Raw genomic sequence first — 22,691 nt, 5'->3', positions numbered from 1 at the left:
ATCAGAGGATTCGGTGTGCTGACAGGTCGTGGCAGCGATTAACAGTAGAGTCAGGCCTTGCCGTTACAGCTTGACGGCAGAGTCGGGGGGCCGGTGACGCAGGCCACAGGCAAACAGCCCCGGGCTCTTAGCTCGGTCGATAAACGCGCACATTGGCATGCCCCTCACTGAGCAAATGGTGGGCATGCAGGCGACTCATCACGCCTTTGTCGCAATACAGCAGGTACTGACGGCTGTTATCCAGTTCCTTGAAACGCGCGTTCAATGCATAGAACGGCAGCGTTTGTACGTCGATGCCGGCGATTTCCAGCGGCTCATCCTCGGCAGCATCCGGGTGACGGATGTCGACGACGATCTGACCGGCCAGGGCTTCGCTGACTTCTTCGATCTGCACATCCTGGCCCAACTCGTCGATCACACGATCGATCGGGACCAGCTTGGCGTTCTCGAGCGCACGCTCCAGAACCGCCATATCAAACTGTTGTTCTTCGTACTCCACGCGGTTGCGCTTGGCGTGGGTCTTGGGGTTCACCGAGATGACCCCGCAGTATTCCGGCATATGCCTGGCAAAATCGGCGGTACCGATTTCTTCGGCCAGATCGATAATGTCCTGCTTGTGACTGGCGATCAGCGGGCGCAACACCAGCTTCTCGGTCACGCAGTCGATCAGCGACAGGTTGGGCAGCGTCTGGCTGGCCACCTGGGAGATCGCCTCGCCGGTCACCAGCGCGTCGATCTGCAATTGATCGGCAATGCGGGACGCAGCGCGCAACATCATACGCTTCAAAACCACGCCCATATGACTGTTATCGACTTTAGCGAGAATTTCGCCCAGTACTTCCTCGAACGGCACGCTCACAAACAGCACGCGCTGGGAGCTGCCGTACTTCTTCCAGATAAAGTGCGCGACTTCCATCACGCCCAATTCGTGTGCACGCCCGCCCAGGTTAAAGAAGCAGAAGTGGCTCATCAGGCCACGGCGCATGATCTGATAGGCCGCCACTGTGGAATCGAAACCGCCGGACATCAATACCAGGGTCTGTTCCAGGGCGCCCAGCGGGTAGCCGCCGATGCTGTTGTGCTGGCTGTGGATCACAAACAACCGTTGGTCGCGAATTTCCATGCGCACTTCAATTTGCGGCGCTTTGAGGGAAATTCCGGCGGCGCCGCACTCGCGACGCAGCTTGCTGCCGACGTATTTCTCCACATCCATGGAGCTGAACGGGTGCTTGCCGGCACGCTTGCAGCGTACCGAAAAAATCTTGCCTTCAAGCTCATTACCGAAGTGCAGCTTGCACTTCTCGGTGATGTCATCGAAGTCACCCAGCGGGTACTCGTCCACTTGCAGGAAATGCGCGATGCCCGGCATGCAGCTCAGGCGCTCGGTCATGTCCTTCAGGGCTTTGGCGTCGGTCAGGCGGGTTTCCAGCTCGAGGTTGTCCCACACACCATTCACCACCACGGCCGGGTCCAGATCACGGAGCACGGCGCGGATATTCTTGGCCAACTGACGGATGAAGCGCATCCGTACCGGTCGGCTCTTGATGGTGATTTCGGGGAAGACTTTTACGATTAATTTCATGGAAACAGCGCGTGCCGGGCCTGCTGAAAAAGGGGGGCGCGGATTATAGCGGAAATCGCTCAAGGTTTAACCAGTTAATATGCAACGCACTTATCGCGCACTAAATGCGTGCATTTGCAGCTCGCAACGCTACATTGAGGTGCGCCGCTTTGCGGCATTTGTCGCTATGCACCTTTATAGGGTCGCATTTGGAGCATAAATCCCATGTTGGCGCACTGGCATGCAATTTGCTCTCTTGTGAGGCAGGTTGCCATGGCGGACTATCCGCGCCGGCATCACCAACATTCTAAGGGCTAACTCCACTACCCCAGCCCGAAGCCACCCGGAGGACACCATGTCGAAGTCGGTTCAACTCATCAAAGATCATGACGTTAAATGGATTGATCTGCGCTTCACGGACACAAAAGGCACTCAGCATCACGTGACCATGCCGGCTCGCGATGCGCTGGATGATGCGTTCTTCGAAGAAGGCAAAATGTTCGACGGTTCCTCCATTGCCGGCTGGAAAGGCATCGAAGCCTCCGACATGATCCTGATGCCGGACGACACCACTGCCGTCCTCGACCCGTTCACCGAAGAGCCTACTCTGATCCTGGTGTGCGACGTGATCGAGCCTTCGACCATGCAGGGCTATGACCGCGACCCACGTGCGATCGCCAAGCGTGCCGAGGAATACCTGAAGTCGACCGGTATCGGTGACACCGTATTCGTGGGCCCCGAGCCAGAGTTCTTCATCTTCGATCAAGTGAAGTTCAAATCCGACATCTCCGGCTCCATGTTCAAGATCTACTCCGAACAAGGCTCCTGGATGTCCGACCAGGACGTGGAAGGCGGCAACCACGGCCACCGTCCAGGCATCAAAGGCGGCTACTTCCCGGTGCCACCGTTCGACCACGACCACGAAATCCGTACCTCCATGTGCAACGCCATGGAAGACATGGGCCTGGTCATCGAAGTGCATCACCACGAAGTGGCCACTGCCGGCCAGAACGAAATCGGTGTGAAGTTCAACACCCTGGTTGCCAAGGCTGACGAAGTTCAGACCCTCAAGTACTGCGTACACAACACCGCCGTTGCCTACGGTCGTACCGCGACCTTCATGCCCAAGCCTCTGTACGGCGATAACGGTTCGGGCATGCACGTTCACCTGTCCATCGCCAAAGATGGCAAGAACACCTTCGCTGGCGAAGGCTATGCCGGCCTGTCCGACACTGCCCTGTACTTCATCGGCGGTATCATCAAGCACGGTAAGGCCCTGAACGGCTTCACCAACCCGTCGACCAACTCCTACAAGCGTCTGGTCCCAGGTTTTGAAGCGCCAGTGATGCTGGCCTACTCGGCGCGCAACCGCTCCGCTTCGATCCGTATTCCTTACGTGTCCAGCCCGCGCGCTCGTCGCATCGAAGCCCGCTTCCCGGATCCGGCTGCCAACCCGTACCTGGCCTTCGCTGCCTTGGTCATGGCTGGCCTGGACGGTATCCAGAACAAGATCCACCCTGGCGACGCCGCCGACAAAAACCTGTACGACCTGCCGCCTGAAGAGGCCAAGGAAATTCCACAGGTGTGTGGCAGCCTGAAAGAGGCCCTGGAAGAGCTGGACAAGGGCCGTTCGTTCCTGACCAAAGGCGGCGTGTTCAGCGACGACTTCATCGATGCCTACATCGAGCTCAAGAGCGCTGAAGAAATCAAGGTTCGCACCTTCGTACACCCACTGGAATACGAGCTGTACTACAGCTGCTGATCCGGTAGCGCCGCTTAAGGTGGCGTGATGAAAAAGACCTCCTTCGGGAGGTCTTTTTTTTGCCCGAGCATGAAGAATGCGGGAAGGAGCCTGCCGCCGATGGCAGAGTTTCAGGCAATACCTGTATAACCTGACCCACCGCCATCGGGAGCAAGTCCCCTCCCACAAGGAGATCACCGTTGAAATCACGATTTTTGTTTGCCTTGATGTTTGCCGGCGCCAGCGCCACTGCCAGTGCCGCGCCGCCCACCCTTGAGCCGCTGCTCAACAGCATCGCCGAGCGCCTGGAGATTGCCGATCAGGTGGCACTGAGCAAATGGGACAGCCACAAGCCTGTGGAAGACAAGAAACGCGAGCAGGAAGTGATTGCCAGCGTTGTCGCCCAGGCCCAGAGCTACAAGCTCGACCCTGCCGCCGCAGAGCAATTCTTCTCTGCGCAAATCGAAGCGAACAAACTGGTGCAGTACACCCACTTGTCCGACTGGCAGTTCCAGGGCAAGGCGCCTGACGATCCGCGCCCGGACCTGGTCAAGCAAATCCGCCCGCAACTGGACGAACTGCAAAAAAGCCTGCTCAAGCAACTGGCTGATTTCACCCCTCAACGCACCGACCCTCAATGCCCGCAATGGCTGGCCGAAGCCGTGCACGAACCGCTCAATGACCCGCTGCGCCAACTGGCGATGATCCGCGCCACCGCCGAGCTGTGCATATACAAGGGCTAAACCTGCAAACCTGATCCACCGTGTGGGAGCAAGCGCGCTCCCACATTTAGCTATCACGCATTCAGCATCCTCGTACGACAGCTTCCTGAACAAACCTGAAGAAATCGCACTATATTAGTGCGCAAGCCTGCACCCTACTCACCTGCCCATCCCATTTTGGTTCGAAACTTCCCGCTCAAGCTGGCAGAACGCCACAGTTTCGCGCCTAAAGTCGTTATTTCAGGCGTTACGCGCTTCTTTTCGGAGCCTTGGTTTGGTTTTTGCATTTTCCTTGTATCAGCGTGTGCCTCAAGCCTGCGCCTTGCTCCAAAAGAGGTCCCGATGACCATCAGCGATGCACTGCACCGTTTGTTACTCGACAACCTGACCACCGCGACCATCCTGCTCAATGCCGACCTGCGCCTTGAGTACATGAACCCGGCGGCGGAGATGCTCCTGGCCATCAGCGGCCAGCGCAGCCATGGGCAGTTCATCAGCGAATTGTTCACCGAATCGGCCGAAGCCCTGAGCTCGTTGCGCCAGGCGGTAGAACAGGCACACCCGTTTACCAAGCGCGAAGCGATGCTCACCGCCCTCACCGGCCAGACGCTGACCGTCGACTACGCCGTAACCCCCATCCTCAGCAACGGCGCCACGCTGCTGCTGCTGGAAGTGCACCCGCGAGATCGCTTGCTGCGCATCACCAAGGAAGAGGCACAGCTGTCCAAGCAGGAAACCAGCAAAATGCTGGTGCGCGGCTTGGCCCATGAGATCAAGAACCCCCTCGGCGGCATTCGCGGCGCGGCACAGCTGCTGGCGCGCGAGCTGCCCGAAGAGCATCTCAAGGACTACACCAACGTCATCATTGAAGAGGCCGACCGCCTGCGCAACCTGGTGGACCGCATGCTCGGCTCCAACAAGCTGCCATCCCTGGCGATGACCAACGTGCACGAAGTGCTCGAACGCGTCTGCCAACTGGTCGAGGCCGAAAGCCAGGGCTGCATCACGCTGGTGCGCGACTACGACCCGAGCATTCCCGACGTCTTGATCGACCGCGAACAGATGATCCAGGCGGTACTCAATATCGTGCGCAACGCCATGCAAGCCATCAGCAGCCAGAACGAACTGCGCCTGGGCCGCATCAGCCTGCGCACCCGCGCGCTGCGTCAATTCACCATCGGCCATATACGCCATCGCCTGGTCACCAAGGTCGAGATCATCGACAACGGCCCGGGCATTCCTGCCGACCTGCAGGACACCATTTTCTTTCCCATGGTCAGCGGCCGCCCGGACGGTACCGGGCTGGGCCTGGCCATTACCCAGAACATCATCAGCCAGCATCAGGGCCTGATCGAATGTGAGAGCCATCCCGGCCACACCACGTTCTCGATCTTTCTGCCACTGGAACAAGGAGCCCCATCGACATGAGCCGTAGTGAAACTGTCTGGATCGTCGATGACGACCGTTCTATCCGCTGGGTCCTGGAGAAAGCCTTGCAACAGGAAGGCATGACCACCCAGAGCTTCGACAGCGCCGACGGCGTCATGAGCCGCCTGGCGCGCCAGCAGCCCGACGTGATCATCTCCGACATCCGCATGCCCGGCGCCAGTGGCCTGGACCTGCTGGCGCGGATTCGCGAGCAGCATCCGCGCCTGCCGGTGATCATCATGACCGCGCATTCGGACCTGGACAGCGCTGTCGCCTCCTATCAAGGCGGCGCGTTTGAGTACCTGCCCAAGCCGTTCGACGTGGACGAAGCGGTGGCGCTGGTCAAGCGTGCCAACCAGCACGCCCAGGAACAGCAAAATCAGGAAGCGCCACCGGCCCTGACCCGCACCCCGGAAATCATCGGCGAAGCGCCAGCGATGCAGGAAGTGTTTCGCGCCATCGGCCGCTTGAGCCACTCCAACATCACCGTACTGATCAATGGCGAGTCGGGCACCGGCAAGGAGCTGGTGGCCCATGCCCTGCACCGTCACAGTCCACGGGCAGCGGCGCCGTTCATTGCGTTGAACATGGCCGCCATTCCCAAGGACCTGATGGAATCCGAGCTGTTCGGCCACGAGAAAGGCGCGTTTACCGGCGCGGCCAACCTGCGGCGCGGGCGCTTTGAGCAGGCCGACGGCGGTACGTTGTTTCTCGATGAAATCGGCGACATGCCGGCCGATACCCAAACCCGCCTGCTGCGCGTACTGGCGGACGGCGAGTTCTACCGGGTTGGCGGGCACACACCGGTCAAGGTCGATGTGCGGATTATCGCCGCGACCCACCAGAACCTGGAAACCCTGGTGCACGCGGGTAAATTCCGTGAAGACCTGTTCCACCGCCTCAACGTGATCCGCATCCATATTCCGCGCATGTCGGACCGTCGCGAAGACATCCCCACCCTCGCCCGCCACTTCCTCAGCCGCGCAGCCCTTGAGCTGGCGGTGGAGCCGAAGTTGCTCAAAAGCGAGACCGAGGAATACCTCAAGAACCTGCCGTGGCCCGGTAACGTGCGCCAGCTGGAGAACACCTGCCGCTGGATCACGGTGATGGCCTCCGGGCGCGAAGTGCATATCAGCGACCTGCCGCCGGAGCTGCTGAGCCTGCCGCAGGATTCGGCCCCGGTGACCAACTGGGAACAGGCGTTGCGCCAATGGGCCGATCAGGCCCTGGCGCGTGGCCAGTCGAACCTGTTGGACAGTGCCGTGCCGGCGTTCGAGCGGATCATGATCGAGACCGCGCTCAAGCACACGGCCGGGCGTCGTCGCGATGCGGCGGTGTTGCTGGGTTGGGGGCGCAATACCCTGACGCGCAAGATCAAGGAATTGGGCATGAAGGTGGATGGCGGGGATGACGACGAGGGCGATGACGCCTGAAGCTCGGGTCCACTGAAAACCCATGTGGTAGGGGGCTTGCTCCCTCTTATAAAACTTACAATAACGTGTTGATTTTAAAGCCTGACAGTCACCTTGAAGTATTGACTGTGCACGACCATTTGGGGCGACCACATCCCTGTGGCGAGCAGGCTTGTCCCGCGTTGGGCTGCGCAGCAGCCCCAAGCCCATGCTCTGGGCAGTGTCAGGTGTACCGCGTTGTTCTTGAATGGGGGGCGCTTCGCACCCCAACGCGGGGCAAGCCCGCTCGCCACAGAAGCCCGTGCTTCACAACTCGCTCGCACGCAGGTTTCAAAGGCGTGCACCGCTTCAATGCAACCTGAACCGCTATCGAGCATGGATACAGCGCAGAACAATCCGGTAATCGCAGAAAAAAACCAACCGTGCAAAACACCAAAGCCCCGTATTCCGGGGCTTTGCGCTTTCTAGCAAAGGTTTTTAACAAAAAATGCAAATTCTGGCACGCGCCCTGCAATAACCCTTGTACTACCCAGTTTCGGGGACCTTGGTACAGGCAGGCCGAGAATCCCCTCTTTAACACCGAAGCCTCTGGCTTCACCCCGTTTTGGGAGCCCTGGTACAGGCAGGCCGGGAACTCCCTCTTTTATTGCTCCTGGAGATGGATCTCCAACCGCCAGCGGTCGTCGACCGACTGGCCCTTCCAGTCCCCGCGCAACGGCCGAGCCGACACCAGGTTCAGCAGCAGACCACCATCGGTCTTGCGCACGCGCCAGTTCACCAGACTTTCATTGACCTGCAACTGCCCGCCGGATGATTTGCCCTGCGCACCGAACAGCAGTGCCACGGTGCCGTCGATGTGTTCGCCATGCAGCCTGGGCTCGCGGTTGAACCACACCACGACGCCGTCAGCGACAGTCTCCACCCGCAGCAGCTCGACGGGATCCGCAATGGTGAGGCGACCAATCATCAAACCCACCATCAAGCCGACAATCGCCAAAGAGCCCATCACACGCGGCAATAGCTTCGGCCTTGGGTCGTCTTCAGGGGTAGAATGCAGCGCATCTTTGCCTTCGGAGCCGTGCATGTTTCACGTCATCCTTTTTCAACCAGAAATTCCGCCGAATACCGGCAACGTTATCAGGCTGTGCGCCAACAGTGGCTGCCACCTGCATTTGATCGAGCCTCTGGGCTTCGACATGGACGACAAGCGCCTGCGCCGCGCCGGGCTGGACTACCACGAATACGCCACGCTCAAGCGCCATGCCGACCTTGCCAGTTGCCTGGAAAGCCTGGGCCACCCCCGGCTGTTCGCGTTCACCACCAAGGGTTCGCGGCCCTTCCATGATGCGAGCTTTGCCGACGGCGACGCGTTCCTGTTCGGCCCGGAAAGCCGCGGCCTGCCTGCCGAGGTGCTCGACGCGCTGCCCGAGGGTCATCGCCTGCGTCTGCCGATGCGCGAGGGCTGCCGCAGCCTGAACCTGTCCAACACCGTAGCGGTGGCGGTCTACGAAGGCTGGCGCCAACTCGGTTTCAACTGACACATAAAACAAATGTGGGAGCGGGTTTGTGTGGGAGCCGGGCTTGCCCGCGATACAGGCACCGAGGTGTATCAGGTACACCGCGGTGATGCTATCGCAGGCAAGCCAGCGCCCACACAAGCCAACTCCCACATTTTTTACCGCTTCGAGATTACTGAACGGTCGACGAACCTTCACTTTGCATGCGCTGCAGCTCTTGCGCATACAGCGCATCGAAGTTCACCGGGGCCAGCATCAACGCCGGGAACGAACCACGGGTAACCAGGCTGTCCAGGGTCTCACGGGCATACGGGAACAGGATGTTTGGGCAGAACGCGCCCAGGGTGTGGCTCATGGACGCTTCGTCCAGGCCCTGGATCAGGAAGATACCGGCCTGTTGCACTTCAGCGATGAAGGCCACTTCTTCACCATTCTTGACGGTGACCGACAGGGTCAGCACGACTTCATGGAAGTCGCCTTCCAGCGCCTTTTGACGGGTGTTCAGGTCCAGCGCAACGCTTGGGGTCCATTCCTGACGGAAGATGGCCGGGCTTTTCGGCGCTTCGAACGACAGGTCACGCACGTAGATGCGCTGCAGGGAAAATTGTGGGCCTTGGGCTTCTGCTGCTTCGGTATTCTGTTGGTCAGTCATCGCAGATCCTTGATCTTGGGGGCGTTAGGGGGTTGGGAGTCAGGCGAGCAGCGCATCGAGCTTGCCGCCGCGCTCGAGGGCAAACAGGTCGTCGCAACCACCGATGTGTGTGTCGCCGATCCAGATCTGCGGGACCGACGTGCGGCCAGCCTTCTTGGTCATCTCGGCGCGCACCTGAGGCTTGCCATCGACCTTGATCTCGTCGAAGGCCACTTTCTTGCTCTGAAGCAATTGCTTGGCTCGAATGCAAAAAGGGCAATAATCGCTGGAATACACGACAACCTGGCTCATATCACTTCACCAGCGGCAGGTTGTCGGCCTTCCAGCTGCCGATGCCGCCAGACAGCTTGGCGGCGGTGAAACCTAGCTTGAGCATTTCGCGGGCATGGGTGCCAGCGTGCTGGCCCTGGGCATCGACCAGGATGATGGTCTTGGCCTTGTGCTTTTCAAGCTCCGGCAGGCGCGCAATCAGCTTGTCCTGGGGGATGTTCAGGGCGCCGACGATGTGACCGGCGGCGAAATCCTTGGCCGGGCGAATGTCCACCACAACGGCCTCGTCCTTGTTGACCAGCGAGGTCAGCTCCGAGGTGCTCAGGCTGCGACCACCACGGCTCATTTCATGAGCGATCAGCAGCGCCAGCAGGATGACAAAGGCACCCACGAGCAGATAGTGGGCAGTGGCAAATGCAATCAGGTGATCAACCATCAAGGAGGTTCCAGGGCGTTAAAATGGCGGTAAGTATACACAGCCGTCAGGGGGGGCCAACCCCTGTAAAGCGGTGACGCAGTCTGAACTTCGCTTTAAACTGCCACTCACTTTTCAAACGCCTTCCTTTATTACCGCCGCGAGAGGATCTATGACTACCACGCCTAAACCTTTGGTCCTGATAATTCTCGATGGCTTCGGACACAGCGAAAGCCACCACGACAACGCGGTATACGCGGCGCGCAAGCCAGTGCTGGACCGCCTCACCGCCACCGTGCCCAACGGGCTGATCTCCGGATCGGGCATGGACGTGGGCCTGCCGGACGGCCAGATGGGTAACTCGGAAGTCGGCCATATGAATCTGGGCGCCGGACGAGTGGTATACCAGGACTTCACCCGCGTCACCAAAGCCATCCGCGACGGCGAGTTCTTTGAGAACCCCACCATCTGCGCCGCGGTAGATAAAGCAGTGGCTGCCGGCAAGGCCGTGCACTTCATGGGCCTGCTGTCCGACGGCGGCGTACACAGCCATCAGGACCACCTGGTCGCCATGGCTGAGCTGGCCTTCAAGCGCGGCGCCGACAAGATCTACCTGCACGCCTTCCTCGACGGTCGCGATACCCCGCCGAAAAGCGCACAGTCGTCCATCGAACTGCTCGACGCCACTTTCGCCGCCCTCGGCAAGGGCCGCATCGCCAGCCTGGTCGGTCGTTACTTCGCCATGGACCGCGACAACCGCTGGGACCGCGTCGCCCAGGCCTACAACCTGATCGTCGACGGCCAGGCCGAATTCAACGCCGCCACCGCCCAGCAAGGCCTGGAAGCCGCCTACGCCCGTGGCGAGAGCGATGAATTCGTCAAAGCCACCACCCTCGGCGAGCCGGTCAAGGTCGAAGACGGCGACGCCGTGGTGTTCATGAACTTCCGCGCTGACCGTGCCCGTGAGCTGAGCCGCGTGTTTGTCGAAGATGGCTTCAAGGAATTCGAGCGCGCGCGCCAGCCGAAAGTCCAGTACGTGGGCCTTACCCAATACGCAGCCAGCATCCCGGCCCCCGCCGCCTTTGCCGCGAGCAGCCTGGACAACGTGCTGGGCGATTACCTCGCGAAAAACGGCAAGACCCAACTGCGCATCGCCGAGACCGAGAAGTACGCCCACGTGACGTTCTTCTTCTCCGGCGGGCGCGAAGAACCGTTCCCGGGCGAAGAACGCATCCTGATCCCGTCGCCAAAAGTCGCCACCTACGACCTGCAGCCGGAAATGAGCGCGCCGGAAGTCACCGACAAGATCGTCGATGCCATCGAGCACCAGCGTTATGACGTGATCGTGGTCAACTACGCCAACGGCGACATGGTCGGCCATAGCGGCAACCTGGAGGCCGCGACCAAGGCCGTGGAATGCCTGGACCTGTGCGTCGGTCGCATTGTCGACGCGCTGGACAAGGTCGGCGGCGAAGCGCTGATTACCGCCGACCATGGCAACTGCGAGCAGATGTCCGATGAATCGACTGGTCAAGCCCATACCGCCCACACCACCGAGCCGGTGCCGTTTATCTATGTCGGCAAGCGCGACTTCAAAGTGCGTCACGGCGGCGTGCTGGCAGATGTGGCGCCGACGATGCTGATGCTGCTGGGGATGGAGAAGCCCAAAGAGATGACCGGGACCTCGATCCTGGTCTAATTCTATAAAACACCAAAGGACCGTGTGGGAGGGGGCTTGCTCCCTCCCACATGTACTTCAGTGTTTAGTCGATATCTTTTCGCCACACTCGCGCCACTCGGCACCTAACTTGCTCGCGAGCCCCAATTGGGCGTTTTTTTTGCCGCGCTTGGCGGGCATACTAGGCCGTCCATTTCCCTGGTGTCGCCCGCCTCTATGCTTCGCGCCTTGATTACCCTTGCTCTTGTCTGCCTGCTCCAACCGGCGTTTGCCGATGAGCGCGCACAAACCCAACAACAGTTGGACGCTACGCGTCAGGACATTACCGAGCTGAAAAAACTGCTCGGCAAGCTTCAGGAAGAAAAATCCGGGGTGCAGAAAGACCTGCGCGGTACGGAAACCGAGATGGGCAAGCTGGAAAAGCAGGTCCAGGAGCTGCAAAAAGAATTAAAGAAGAGCGAGTCGGAACTGGAGCGACTCGACGCTGAGAAAAAAAAACTCCAGAGCGCACGCGTTGAACAGCAACGCCTGATCGCGATCCAGGCCCGCGCCGCCTACCAGAGCGGCCGCCAGGAATACCTCAAGCTGTTGCTCAATCAGCAGAATCCCGAGAAATTCGCACGCACCCTGACCTATTACGATTACCTGAGCAAAGCGCGACTGGATCAATTGAAGGGGTTTAACGAAACCCTGCGCCAACTGGCCAATGTCGAACAGGAAATCGCCGACCAGCAATCGCAGCTGCTCGACCAGAAAACCGCCCTCGACACTCAGCGCGATCAGCTCGACAAAGTACGCAAGGAGCGCCAGCTGGCCCTGGCCAAGCTCAATGACGACGTCAAGGCCCGCGACGCCAAGCTGCAGGCGCGCGTGCAGGACCAGGCTGACCTGGCCAAGGTGCTCAAGACCATCGAGGAAACCCTGGCCCGCCAGGCTCGCGAGGCAGAAGAAGCGCGGCAGAAAGCGCTGATCGCCCAGCAGGAAGCGGAAAAAAAGCGCCAGCGTGAGGCCGAACAAGCGGCCACCACCGACGCTCCGGCGCCGCGTAAACCGGCACGTGCGGCGCCCGGCCCGATGGTTTCCAGCACCGGCGAATCGTTTGGCGGCCCTTTTGCTTCAGCGCGCGGCAAACTTCCATGGCCGGTTGATGGTCGATTACTGGCACGCTTCGGTGAAACCCGTGGCGACGACACCCGCGCCAAGTGGGATGGTGTGATGATCAGCGCCGCCGCCGGCAGCCAGGTCCACGCCGTTCACGGTGGGCGCGTGGTGTTCGCCGATTGGCTGCGCGGTGCCGGTCTGCTGGTGATTCTTGACCACGGCAATGGCTATTTGAGCCTTTACGGCCACAATCAGACATTACTCAAGTCGGCAGGTGATGTTGTAAAAGCCGGTGAGTCCATCTCCACTGTGGGTAACAGTGGCGGCCAGGACACCCCGGCGCTGTACTTCGCTATTCGTCAGCAGGGCCGCCCGAGCGACCCTGCACAATGGTGCCGTTCCCAAGGATAGGGCCGTACCTACATTAGGAGTTCGTTCGACATGCTGCATTTGTCCCGCCTCACTTCGCTGGCCCTGACGATCGCCCTGGTGACCGGTGCGCCGCTGGCTTTCGCCGATCAGGCCGCACCGGCAGCGCCCGCCGCCACCGCCGCGAGCTCTGCCGCGACCACCAAGGCGCCGTTACCGCTGGACGAGTTGCGCACCTTTGCCGAGGTCATGGACCGGATCAAGGCAGCCTATGTCGAACCGGTAGATGACAAGACCCTGTTGGAAAATGCCATCAAGGGCATGCTCAGCAACCTCGACCCGCACTCCGCCTACCTGGGCCCGGAAGATTTTGCCGAGCTGCAGGAAAGCACCAGCGGTGAGTTCGGTGGCCTGGGCATTGAAGTGGGCGCCGAAGACGGCCAGATCAAAGTGGTCTCGCCCATCGACGACACTCCGGCGTCCAAGGCTGGCATCCAGGCTGGCGACCTGATCGTCAAGATCAACGGTCAGCCCACCCGTGGCCAGACCATGACCGAAGCCGTCGACAAGATGCGCGGCAAGCTCGGCCAGAAAATCACCCTGACCCTGGTGCGCGACGGCGGTAACCCGTTTGACGTGACCCTGGCCCGCGCGACCATCACGGTCAAAAGCGTGAAGAGCCAGTTGCTGGAGTCGGGCTACGGCTACATCCGCATCACCCAATTCCAGGTCAAGACCGGCGACGAAGTGGCCAAGGCCCTGGCCAAGCTGCGCAAGGACAACGGCAAGAAACTCAACGGCATCGTGCTCGACCTGCGTAACAACCCGGGCGGCGTGCTGCAATCGGCGGTGGAAGTGGTCGATCACTTCATCACCAAGGGCCTGATCGTCTACACCAAGGGGCGCATTGCCAACTCCGAGCTGCGCTTCTCGGCCACCGGTAACGACCTCAGCGAAAACGTGCCACTGGCCGTGCTGATCAACGGCGGCAGCGCCTCGGCCTCGGAGATCGTCGCCGGCGCCCTGCAGGACCAGAAGCGCGGCGTACTGATGGGCACCACCAGTTTCGGTAAAGGCTCGGTACAAACCGTGTTGCCACTGAACAACGAGCGCGCGCTGAAGATCACCACCGCGCTGTATTACACGCCCAACGGTCGCTCGATCCAGGCCCAGGGCATCGTGCCGGACATTGAGGTGCGCAAGGCCAAGATCACCAACGAGATCGACAGCGAGTACTACAAGGAGGCCGACCTGCAGGGTCACCTGGGCAATGGCAACGGCGGTGCCGACCAGCCTACCGGCAGCGGTGCCAAAGCCAAGCCGATGCCGCAGGACGACGACTATCAGTTGGCCCAGGCGTTGAGCCTGCTCAAGGGCCTGAGCATCACGCGCAACCGTTGATATGCGCCTTGCCCTGATCATCGCCGTGCTGTGCAGCCTGGCAGGCGTCGTCCACGCGATGCCTGCCGGCGAACCGCACAAAGCCTACCTGACCCTGATCATCGACGACCTGGGGCAAAACCTGCCGCGGGATCGGCGCGTGCTGGCCCTGCCTGGGCCGGTCACCACCGCGATCATGCCCGACACGCCCCACGCCGCAGAATTCGCCCGCGAAGCCCACAAGGCCGGCAAGATCGTGATCCTGCACATGCCCATGGACCCGGCCACCGGCCCGTTCGCCTGGCATCCTGAATTGCCCATCGAAGAACTCGGCAAGCGCCTGGACGCCGCCTTCGAAGCGGTTCCCTTCACCGCCGGCATCAACAATCACATGGGCAGCCGCATGACCGCCCAGCCACAGGCGATGGCCTGGCTGATGGGCGAGCTGCAGCGGCGTCACAAGTTCTTTGTCGACAGCCGCACCAGCGCGCAGACCGTCGCTGCCGCCGAGGCGCAGAAGATCGGCCTGGCCAGCGTCTCGCGGGATGTGTTTCTGGATGACGAGCGCACCGAAGCGGCGATCACCACCCAACTGCAAACCGCGATCAAGCTGGCGCACAAGCAGGGTTCTGCGGTGATGATCGGCCACCCGTATCCACAGACTCTGGCAGTACTGGAACGCGAGCTGCCCAAGCTCAAGGCCCAAGGCGTCGAGTGGATCGATATCAAGTCGATGATCGGCCTGCGCAGCAATCAGGCCATGGGCGGCCATGGCCGTGACGGCACCTACCGCACGAGCCCTAGATAACTAACGCCCGCCCTGCACGCCCGCCCTGAATAGTGAGCCCTCACTCACTCTTTTCAGGACACGTCATGAACCTCACAAACGTTGTTGCTTCTGGGCTGCTGCTGGCCAGCCTGTGCGGCGCATTGCACGCCGCCAACAAGGATTTCGGAGAAGGCCTGGCCAATAGCGGCCCGGCACAGATTCTGCGTAACGCCAGGCATCAACACGACCATTGGAACGGCGTCGGCCGCATCCGCAATGAAAGTCAGACGTTGTGCACCGCCAGCCTGCTGGACACCCGTGATGAGAGCGGCAAGTCCGGCCCAGCTTATGTGGTCACCAGCAGTCATTGCCTGCATCGCCTCAACGGCGCGGTGCAACGGGATTTGCCGATCAAGGGCAGCATCAGCTTCAACTATTTCGACGACACCCTTGAGGCCCTCAAGACCTACCCGCTGAAAACCCTGAGATGGGGCAGCAGCCACGGGGTCGACCTGGCCGTGATTGAATTGCAGGCGACCCTGGCAAGCCTGATCACGGAGGGCATCACGCCGCTGAAACTGGCCGAGGAAGTACCCGCTGACGGAGTGGATATCCTCGCCCTCACCGCTCCCGAATGGGACACCCTGCACCTGGCGGCCTGCACTCAACAGGCCTCGCGGGAACTGGTGGAACAGCCGTTCGTGTGGCGAGTCACGATGAAGAACCAATGTCAGGGCGTCGCCCTCGGCGGCTTTGGCGGGCCGCTGCTCGACCGCGCCAGCAACCGGCTCTTCGGCATCCTCAGTACCAGCACCCGCGGGCAGCCCGCCGAGCGCAAATGCCAGCGCGACGCGCCGTGCGAGGTCAATAACGGCATACCCGTCTGGCAGACCGAGACCAACTACGGCAGCCCGATAACGTTCCTCAACCAGTGTTTTGTCGGCGGTGTGCTACAGACGGATGGCGAGCACTGCGAGCTGTACCCGACCACCTCCATCACGTTCAAAAAACCGGCACCCATCCAGCAGTACTTCCTCAAGAAAGCCGACGGCAGGGGCAAGGACATCGTGCCGCGCTGGAACCTGGCCTTCAGCACCAACACGCCGTTCTATCGCTACAAAACCACGCGCCGAGCCATCGACTGCGAAAACCCGGCGCTCTACAGCGTGCCGATCAAGGCTGCCCATGCCTACGTCAATGACCCCATCGGCCCGCAAACCGGCATGCACATGCTGTGTATCGTCGGCGTGGAGTCCGCCGAGCAGCGCGTTACGTCGGGCATGATGAAAAATGCGCTGAGCCTGGCCGTCGAACTGGCCGAGCCGGGCCCGGCGCGTACACCGAACCTGAGCATCAGCCTGGATAAACAGGGCCTTGCAGCCTATACGCTGGTCTGGCACCTGGCACCGCCCTTCATGCAGCGTTACACCTACAAGTACGGTCCGGCCGCCACCACCGATTGCCTGCGTCCGGTGGACTATCTGCCCATACCGCCGACGCCGGTGAAGGAAGACGAAGACGAGGACGAAGAGGTCATCGCCCTGGTGCACCCACTCAACGATGACCCGGCCACGCCGCCGGAAAAATACGCGCAATTGATCAGCGTCCAGGGCACGCCCTACAAGATCTGCACCTACGCCTACGACCAGGCGGACCAGCCCTCCACCTTGCGTGTGGACGTGCTAAAGCCGCGCTGAGGGCTAGAGGTAGCGCGCCATGATTGCGTCGACCACGCCTTCCTTGCGTAACTGGTTCAGGGCCGCTTGTAGCCTGGCAACCAACTCGTCCGGCACATCCTTGTTGAGCGCCAGGAACAACTCGGCGCTGTTGAAGCGCAGCACCGTCTTGAGCCCGGTCACGCCCACCTGGCGTGCCAGGTAGCGGCCGGCGGGATCGCCGGTGGCCCAGAGGTCGATCTGACCGTCCATGAGTCGTTGCGCATTGTCCTGATCGCGCAATACAACCAGCGGCTTGAGGCCTTGCTTGTCCAGGGTCTGGGCAATGGCATCGCCCTTGTAGGCGCCGATTTTATAGCGGCGCGCTTGCTCAAGGCTGCTGAGCTGGATCTTGCTATCGGCCTTGGCCAGCAGCACCCAATCGTCCGGGCCGATGGGGCCGATCCATTTGAATGACGCTTCACGATCGGGCAGGCGCGCCATCACGAAGACACCGTAGCCGGGTTTTTCCAGGGTGAGTTTGTAGATACGTTCCCAGGGGAAGCGCAAGGTGAGGTTGTAAGCAATGCCGGCGCGCTTGAAGGTTTCGCGCACGATGTCTGCGGCGATGCCTTCGATGTTCTCGTCCCTGGCGAAATTCTTGCCGTTTTTTGCCATGTTGTAAGGCGGAAAATTTTCCGTCAGCAACACCAGCGCGGCGTCAGAGGGATCGTCGGCGTGGGCCGTCCCTGCCAACAGCAGGGACGTGGCGAGCAGGAGTTGTTTGAACATGTAGGCTACCGGAATCCATGGCAGGCGCAGAGAGTGCCGCGCGCCTGCCATGCTGTCCAGCGGCGTTTAGCGCACAACGATGCCGCGCGCCGCCATGTAGGCCTTGGCCTCGGGAACGGTGTATTCGCCAAAGTGAAAAATGCTCGCCGCCAACACTGCGCTGGCGTGACCTTCGATCACGCCGTCGGCCAGGTGCTGCAGGTTGCCGACGCCACCGGAGGCGATCACCGGAATGCCAAGGGCATCGCTGATGGCACGGGTCACGCCCAGGTCGAAACCGTTTTTCATGCCGTCCTGGTCCATGCTGGTCAGCAGGATTTCGCCAGCGCCCAGGCCTTCCATCTTCATCGCCCACTCCACCGCGTCCAGGCCGGTCGGCTTGCGTCCGCCGTGGGTGAAGATCTCCCAGCGCGGGGTTTCGCCGGGGCCGGAGACCTTCTTGGCGTCGATGGCGACCACAATGCATTGCGAACCGAAGTGCTGCGCAGCCTCGCCGACGAACTCAGGATTGAACACCGCAGCGGTGTTGATCGAGACCTTGTCGGCACCGGCGTTGAGCAGGTTGCGAATGTCCTGCACGGTGCGCACGCCACCGCCCACGGTCAGCGGGATGAACACCTGGCTGGCCATGCGCTCGACGGTATGCAGCGTGGTGTCGCGGCCGTCGACGCTGGCGGTGATGTCGAGAAAGGTAATCTCATCGGCACCCTGCTCATCGTAGCGGCGGGCGATTTCCACCGGGTCGCCGGCATCACGGATGTTCTCGAACTTGACGCCCTTGACCACGCGACCGTTGTCGACGTCCAGGCAAGGGATGATGCGTTTGGCCAGCGCCATGGTCAGTCCTCAGCCGTTATAGGCGTCGCAGTAAGCCTGGGCTTGTGCGACGTCCAGAGTACCTTCGTAGATCGCGCGGCCGGTGATGGCGCCGATGATGCCGGGCGCACGGGCGTCCAGCAGCGACTTGATATCGCCCAGGTTGTGGATACCGCCGGAAGCAATCACCGGAATCTTCGTCGCGGCGGCCAGCGCTGCGGTGAACGGCACGTTGCAGCCCTGCATCATGCCGTCTTTGGCGATGTCGGTATAAACGATGGCGGACACGCCGTCGGCTTCGAACTGTTTGGCCAGGTCAATCACCTGCACGGTGCTGATTTCAGCCCAGCCGTCGGTGGCGACGAAACCGTCTTTAGCGTCCAGGCCCACGATCACCTTGCCGGGGAATGCACGGCAGGCTTCGGCAACGAAGGCCGGGTCTTTCACTGCCTTGGTGCCGATGATCACGTAGCTCACGCCTGCCTTGACGTAGTGCTCGATGGTTTCCAGGGAACGGATACCGCCACCGATCTGGATCGGCAGGTTCGGGTAACGTTTGGCGATGGCGGTGACCACCTCACCATTGACCGGCTGACCTTCGAAGGCGCCGTTCAGGTCTACCAGATGCAGGCGACGGCAGCCCCCTTCCACCCACTTGGCGGCCATGCTCACCGGGTCATCGGAGAACACGGTGGAGTCTTCCATGCGGCCCTGGCGCAGACGTACGCAGGCGCCGTCCTTGAGATCGATAGCGGGGATAATCAGCATCTGGCAAACCTTATTCGATATTCAGCAATGCTTGGGAAATCAGGGTTTCTCAAGCGACCACAGGTCGCTTTCGATGCTTTCGAACCTTTCTTTAAGGAGCGTCTGCGTGTCGAAAATCGCCCTGTTGTAATAGTGCGGCGCCACCTCAAGGGTGAACAGCTCAAGAATCTCGGCCACTTCGAACGAGCCCAGCGTGAGTTCGAAACGGTCCTGCATGAAGCGCTTGATCTTGTCGGTGGCCTCACGTTCCTGCTCAGGCGCAAGCGTCAGGATCGGTGGCTTGGCCTTCCTGGCCATTACCAGCGGCCGTCCCACGCGGCGAAGTTCTGCAGCAGTTGCAGGCCATGGGTATGGCTTTTTTCCGGGTGAAACTGCACGGCAAAGCGCGAACCCTCGGCCAGCGCCGCAGCGAAGTCGACGCCGTAATGCCCGCCACCCGCCACCTGGCCCGCTTGACCGGCGGCGATGTAGTAGCTGTGCACGAAGTAAAAGCGCGCCATGTCCGGCACCTCGTGCCACAACGGGTGATCCAGCGTCTGGCGCACCTCGTTCCAGCCCATGTGCGGGACTTTCAAATGGGCGCCGTCTTCATGCAGATCCTTACCGAAGAACTTCACTTGGCCTGGGAACAGACCGATGCAGTCGACGCCATTGTTCTCTTCGCTGCGCTCAAGCAGGGCTTGCATGCCCACGCAGATGCCGAGGAACGGCCGGTCCTGGCTGACTTCACGCACCAGGCTGTCAAAGCCCAGGCGACGAATCTCGGCCATGCAGTCGCGAATCGCGCCCACACCGGGGAACACCACGCGGTCGGCTTCGCGAATCACATCGGCATCGCTGGTGATCAGCACCTTGCCGGCGCCCACATGCTCAAGGGCCTTGGCCACCGAGTGCAGGTTGCCCATGCCGTAGTCGATAACCGCGACCGTCTGCATTACAGGACGCCCTTGGTCGACGGCATTTGCCCGGCCATGCGGTCGTCCAGCTCCACGGCCATGCGCAGCGCGCGGCCGAAGGCCTTGAACACGGTTTCGATCTGGTGGTGGGTGTTGGTACCACGCAGGTTGTCGATGTGCAGGCTGACGAGTGCGTGGTTGACGAACCCCTGGAAGAATTCCTGGAACAGGTCGACGTCGAAGCCGCCTACGGTGGCGCGGGTGTAGGGCACGTGCATCTGCAGGCCCGGGCGACCGGAGAAGTCGATGACCACGCGCGACAGCGCTTCATCCAGCGGGACATAGGCGTGGCCGTAGCGACGGATGCCTTTTTTGTCGCCGATGGCCTTGGCAAAGGCCTGGCCGAGGGTGATGCCCACGTCTTCCACCGTGTGGTGGTCGTCGATGTGCAGGTCGCCCTTGCTGACGATATCCAGGTCGATCAGCCCGTGACGGGCGATCTGGTCCAGCATGTGCTCAAGAAAAGGTACACCGATATCAAATCGGGCCTTTCCGGTGCCATCCAGGTTGATCGAGGCTTTGATCTGGGTTTCCAGAGTGTCGCGCTCGACGGACGCCATACGTTCGACCATCACCAGCTCCGCAAATCATTGGGCGAAAAAGGTGGCCATTATAGGGGCGCGGGCGGCAAACAGAAACATCGGAGGGGATAAGACTGATGGAGTGTCGGGGATAGACATGTGCATACAACTGCCAGCCAGACTATTTCCGGGGACTGGCTGTTGTGGGAGCTGGCTTGCCTGCGATGCGGGCACCCCGGTGTGTCAGGTACACCGAGGCGATGCCATCGCGGGCAAGCCCGGCTCCCACAGGAACCGGGCCCACCCTTATTGCGGTATCAGTGGAACAGTACCGCCGTCTTCTGCAGGGTCACCCACACACCCCACGCCAACGGAATACCCACCACCAGCCAGGCGGCAATCGCCAGCGGCTTGCTGCCTGGGGAGGCTTTCCACTCCAGTACGGTAGACGCGTCAGCGCCCTTGTCATGGCCCAGCGCCTGTTCGGCAGCCAGCTCCGCGTCGCTCATGAAGTACTTGTCGGCCACCGGACGCACCAGCAGGTTGCAGATGAAACCCAGCACCAGCAGACCGGCGAGGATGTACAAGGTAATGTCATAGGCCGCAGCGCGTTCAACGCCGATGCTCAATTGATATTCACGCAGGTAGTTCACCAACACTGGGCCCAGCACGCCGGCAGCAGCCCAGGCGGTCAACAGGCGACCGTGGATCGCGCCGACCATTTGCGTACCGAACAGGTCGGCCAGGTAAGCCGGCACCGTGGCGAAACCGCCGCCGTACATCGACAGGATCACGCAGAACGCCGCCACGAAAAGCGCCACGTTGCCCAGGTGCCCCAGGTTCGGGATCAGTGCGTACAGGGCAAAGCCCAGGGCGAAAAACAGGAAGTAGGTGTTTTTGCGACCCAGGTAGTCGGAGAACGACGCCCAGAAGAACCGGCCACCGATGTTGAACAGGCTCAACAGACCGGTAAAGCCTGCCGCAATGGCAGCGATCGACGCCAGTTGCCCGGCATCCAGTTGACCGAACGGCACATCCACACCCAGCAGCTTGCCGCCGAACACTTCCTGCAGCAGCGGCGAAGCCATGCCCAGGATGCCGATACCGGCGGAAACGTTCAGGCACAGCACCAGCCACACCAGGCGGAATTGCGGGGTTTTCCAGGCCACGTTCACGTGCACGTGACGGTTGGTGATCATCGCATTGCTGGCTTTTTTCGCCGGTGCCGTCCAGCCCTCAGGCTTCCAGCCGGTCGGCGGTACGCGGTAGGACAGTGCGCCGCCGATCATGAACACGAAGTAGATCGCAGCCATCACCAGAAAGCTCTGCCACACGCCCACGCTGGTTGGCGAAGCGAAGTGACCCATCAGCGCTGCGGCCAGAGGTGCACCCACCATCGCGCCGCCGCCGAAGCCCATGATCGCCATGCCGGTGGCCATGCCGCGCTTGTCCGGGAACCACTTGATCAGGGTCGAAACGGGCGAGATATAGCCCAGGCCCAGGCCGATACCGCCAATCACGCCGGAACCGATCCACATCAGCCAGATCTGGTGGGTATAGATACCCAACGCCGAGATCAACAGGCCACCGCACCAGCACAGGGCCGATACGACGCCGGCCTTGCGCGGCCCGGCATGTTCCAGCCAGCCGCCCCAGATCGCTGCCGAGCAGCCCAGGAAGATGAAAAACAGGGTGTAGATCCAGCCCAGCATGGAGATGGGCCAGTCACATTGGGACGAAAAAACCTGTGTGATAAAGCTCATGTCCGGCGCACATGCGACCGGCGCAGTGATACCCAGCGCTTTGGACAGTGGCAGCCAGAACACCGAGAAGCCGTAGGCCATGCCGATGCACAGGTGGATGGCCAGGGCGGCCGGTGGAACCAGCCAGCGGTTGAACCCCGGCTTGGCGATGATGCGCTCCTTGGACAGGAACGCAGGCTTGGTGCTCATTGGTGTTTCCCCCAGTTGTTAGTATGTGTCCGTCAGGCGCTCTCCCCCTCGGCCTTGCACGCAGAGCGTGGCCGTGGTGGTCGAGTAAAGCTCCATTTTGGCGCGACGATAAGTCGCAGAAGGCGGACGAACGCGCAGAGATTAGCACCTGTGGAGCCGATAAAAACCAAACTGATATCACTTTTTTCAGGAAATTCGCTTTTTCTGACGCCAAAT

22 protein-coding genes are annotated in these 22,691 nt (G+C 61.0%); 10 read left to right on the top strand and 12 right to left on the bottom strand.

The genetic code is table 11. The features are described 5' to 3' along the window. Nucleotides 1–127 precede the first annotated feature (127 nt). On the bottom strand, nucleotides 128–1,582 hold the full coding sequence (gene thiI, locus TU75_RS05700; RefSeq protein WP_032871373.1) for a tRNA uracil 4-sulfurtransferase ThiI: 1,455 nt from the start codon (nucleotides 1,580–1,582) through the stop codon (nucleotides 128–130). Nucleotides 1,583–1,916: 334 nt separating this feature from the next. On the opposite strand from thiI, the gene glnA reads away from it, so the two are divergent. From glnA to ntrC, 4 genes are all read left to right on the top strand, one after another. Further along, the gene (gene glnA, locus TU75_RS05695) at nucleotides 1,917–3,323 is read left to right on the top strand and encodes a type I glutamate--ammonia ligase (RefSeq protein ID WP_003237471.1); all 1,407 of its coding nucleotides are present in this window, start codon (nucleotides 1,917–1,919) and stop codon (nucleotides 3,321–3,323) included. A gap of 179 nt (nucleotides 3,324–3,502) precedes the next feature. After that, a complete protein-coding gene (locus TU75_RS05690; protein ID WP_060548407.1) occupies nucleotides 3,503–4,045 on the top strand; it encodes a chorismate mutase in 543 nt (180 codons plus the stop codon). Between the two features lie 321 nt (nucleotides 4,046–4,366). Continuing rightward, nucleotides 4,367–5,452: a nitrogen regulation protein NR(II) gene (gene glnL / locus TU75_RS05685; protein ID WP_003237475.1), complete on the top strand. Its 1,086-nt coding sequence runs from the start codon at nucleotides 4,367–4,369 to the stop codon at nucleotides 5,450–5,452. Beyond that, nucleotides 5,449–6,885, top strand: coding sequence for a nitrogen regulation protein NR(I) (ntrC, locus tag TU75_RS05680; protein ID WP_003237477.1), 1,437 nt, complete (start codon nucleotides 5,449–5,451; stop codon nucleotides 6,883–6,885). Before glnL ends, ntrC begins: the two co-directional genes overlap by 4 nt. Before the next feature lie 622 nt (nucleotides 6,886–7,507). Here ntrC and TU75_RS05675 read toward each other — a convergent pair. Beyond that, nucleotides 7,508–7,948: a hypothetical protein gene (locus tag TU75_RS05675; protein WP_060548406.1), complete on the bottom strand. Its 441-nt coding sequence runs from the start codon at nucleotides 7,946–7,948 to the stop codon at nucleotides 7,508–7,510. Between TU75_RS05675 and TU75_RS05670 the strand changes: the two genes are divergently transcribed. Next, the gene (locus TU75_RS05670; protein ID WP_015373546.1) at nucleotides 7,947–8,402 is read left to right on the top strand and encodes a tRNA (cytidine(34)-2'-O)-methyltransferase; all 456 of its coding nucleotides are present in this window, start codon (nucleotides 7,947–7,949) and stop codon (nucleotides 8,400–8,402) included. The two genes, TU75_RS05675 and TU75_RS05670, sit on opposite strands and share 2 nt — an antisense overlap. Nucleotides 8,403–8,553: 151 nt before the next feature. Here TU75_RS05670 and secB read toward each other — a convergent pair whose 3' ends face one another. The 3 genes from secB to TU75_RS05655 are packed head-to-tail and all read right to left on the bottom strand — an operon-like array spanning nucleotide 8,554 to nucleotide 9,739. Continuing rightward, entirely contained in the window at nucleotides 8,554–9,033 is a 480-nt protein-coding gene (gene secB, locus TU75_RS05665; RefSeq protein ID WP_003237490.1) for a protein-export chaperone SecB, read from the bottom strand. Between the two features lie 39 nt (nucleotides 9,034–9,072). After that, nucleotides 9,073–9,324, bottom strand: coding sequence for a glutaredoxin 3 (grxC, locus tag TU75_RS05660; protein ID WP_003237492.1), 252 nt, complete (start codon nucleotides 9,322–9,324; stop codon nucleotides 9,073–9,075). Between the two features lies 1 nt (nucleotide 9,325). After that, complete coding sequence (locus tag TU75_RS05655; protein ID WP_003237494.1) at nucleotides 9,326–9,739, bottom strand: rhodanese-like domain-containing protein; 414 nt, start codon at nucleotides 9,737–9,739, stop codon at nucleotides 9,326–9,328. A 151-nt stretch (nucleotides 9,740–9,890) separates the two neighbouring features. Between TU75_RS05655 and gpmI the strand changes: the two genes are divergently transcribed. The 5 genes from gpmI to TU75_RS05630 all read left to right on the top strand — a co-directional run bounded on the left by gpmI (nucleotide 9,891) and on the right by TU75_RS05630 (nucleotide 16,712). Beyond that, a complete protein-coding gene (gene gpmI, locus TU75_RS05650) occupies nucleotides 9,891–11,417 on the top strand; it encodes a 2,3-bisphosphoglycerate-independent phosphoglycerate mutase (protein ID WP_060548405.1) in 1,527 nt (508 codons plus the stop codon). Between the two features lie 195 nt (nucleotides 11,418–11,612). After that, nucleotides 11,613–12,908, top strand: coding sequence for a murein hydrolase activator EnvC family protein (locus tag TU75_RS05645; protein ID WP_003237497.1), 1,296 nt, complete (start codon nucleotides 11,613–11,615; stop codon nucleotides 12,906–12,908). A 30-nt stretch (nucleotides 12,909–12,938) separates the two neighbouring features. Then, nucleotides 12,939–14,267 carry a S41 family peptidase gene (locus TU75_RS05640; protein ID WP_003237499.1) on the top strand — a complete coding sequence of 443 codons (1,329 nt, stop codon included), beginning with the start codon at nucleotides 12,939–12,941 and terminating at the stop codon, nucleotides 14,265–14,267. Nucleotide 14,268: 1 nt separating this feature from the next. Continuing rightward, the gene (locus TU75_RS05635; protein ID WP_060548404.1) at nucleotides 14,269–15,054 is read left to right on the top strand and encodes a divergent polysaccharide deacetylase family protein; all 786 of its coding nucleotides are present in this window, start codon (nucleotides 14,269–14,271) and stop codon (nucleotides 15,052–15,054) included. A gap of 65 nt (nucleotides 15,055–15,119) precedes the next feature. Continuing rightward, nucleotides 15,120–16,712: a S1 family serine peptidase gene (locus TU75_RS05630; RefSeq protein WP_060548403.1), complete on the top strand. Its 1,593-nt coding sequence runs from the start codon at nucleotides 15,120–15,122 to the stop codon at nucleotides 16,710–16,712. Between the two features lie 3 nt (nucleotides 16,713–16,715). Here TU75_RS05630 and TU75_RS05625 read toward each other — a convergent pair whose 3' ends face one another. The 7 genes from TU75_RS05625 to TU75_RS05595 all read right to left on the bottom strand — a co-directional run bounded on the left by TU75_RS05625 (nucleotide 16,716) and on the right by TU75_RS05595 (nucleotide 22,475). Then, nucleotides 16,716–17,462, bottom strand: coding sequence for a substrate-binding periplasmic protein (locus tag TU75_RS05625; protein WP_060548402.1), 747 nt, complete (start codon nucleotides 17,460–17,462; stop codon nucleotides 16,716–16,718). A 66-nt stretch (nucleotides 17,463–17,528) separates the two neighbouring features. After that, nucleotides 17,529–18,299 (bottom strand): imidazole glycerol phosphate synthase subunit HisF, encoded by a 771-nt coding sequence (hisF, locus tag TU75_RS05620; RefSeq protein ID WP_003171107.1) that lies wholly within the window; start codon nucleotides 18,297–18,299, stop codon nucleotides 17,529–17,531. 9 nt (nucleotides 18,300–18,308) lie between these two features. Then, a complete protein-coding gene (hisA, locus tag TU75_RS05615) occupies nucleotides 18,309–19,046 on the bottom strand; it encodes a 1-(5-phosphoribosyl)-5-[(5-phosphoribosylamino)methylideneamino]imidazole-4-carboxamide isomerase (protein ID WP_003237507.1) in 738 nt (245 codons plus the stop codon). Nucleotides 19,047–19,085: 39 nt separating this feature from the next. Further along, complete coding sequence (locus tag TU75_RS05610; RefSeq protein ID WP_003237509.1) at nucleotides 19,086–19,343, bottom strand: DUF2164 domain-containing protein; 258 nt, start codon at nucleotides 19,341–19,343, stop codon at nucleotides 19,086–19,088. After that, complete coding sequence (gene hisH, locus TU75_RS05605) at nucleotides 19,343–19,981, bottom strand: imidazole glycerol phosphate synthase subunit HisH (protein WP_003237511.1); 639 nt, start codon at nucleotides 19,979–19,981, stop codon at nucleotides 19,343–19,345. Before hisH ends, TU75_RS05610 begins: the two co-directional genes overlap by 1 nt. Beyond that, on the bottom strand, nucleotides 19,981–20,574 hold the full coding sequence (hisB, locus tag TU75_RS05600) for an imidazoleglycerol-phosphate dehydratase HisB (RefSeq protein ID WP_003237513.1): 594 nt from the start codon (nucleotides 20,572–20,574) through the stop codon (nucleotides 19,981–19,983). Before hisB ends, hisH begins: the two co-directional genes overlap by 1 nt. Before the next feature lie 266 nt (nucleotides 20,575–20,840). After that, nucleotides 20,841–22,475 carry an OFA family MFS transporter gene (locus TU75_RS05595; protein WP_003237515.1) on the bottom strand — a complete coding sequence of 545 codons (1,635 nt, stop codon included), beginning with the start codon at nucleotides 22,473–22,475 and terminating at the stop codon, nucleotides 20,841–20,843. Nucleotides 22,476–22,691: the final 216 nt, after the last annotated feature.

It is taken from the genome of Pseudomonas poae (assembly GCF_001439785.1).
Lineage (GTDB): Bacteria > Pseudomonadota > Gammaproteobacteria > Pseudomonadales > Pseudomonadaceae > Aquipseudomonas > Aquipseudomonas poae.
This window is presented reverse-complemented; position numbering and strand designations above follow the sequence as displayed.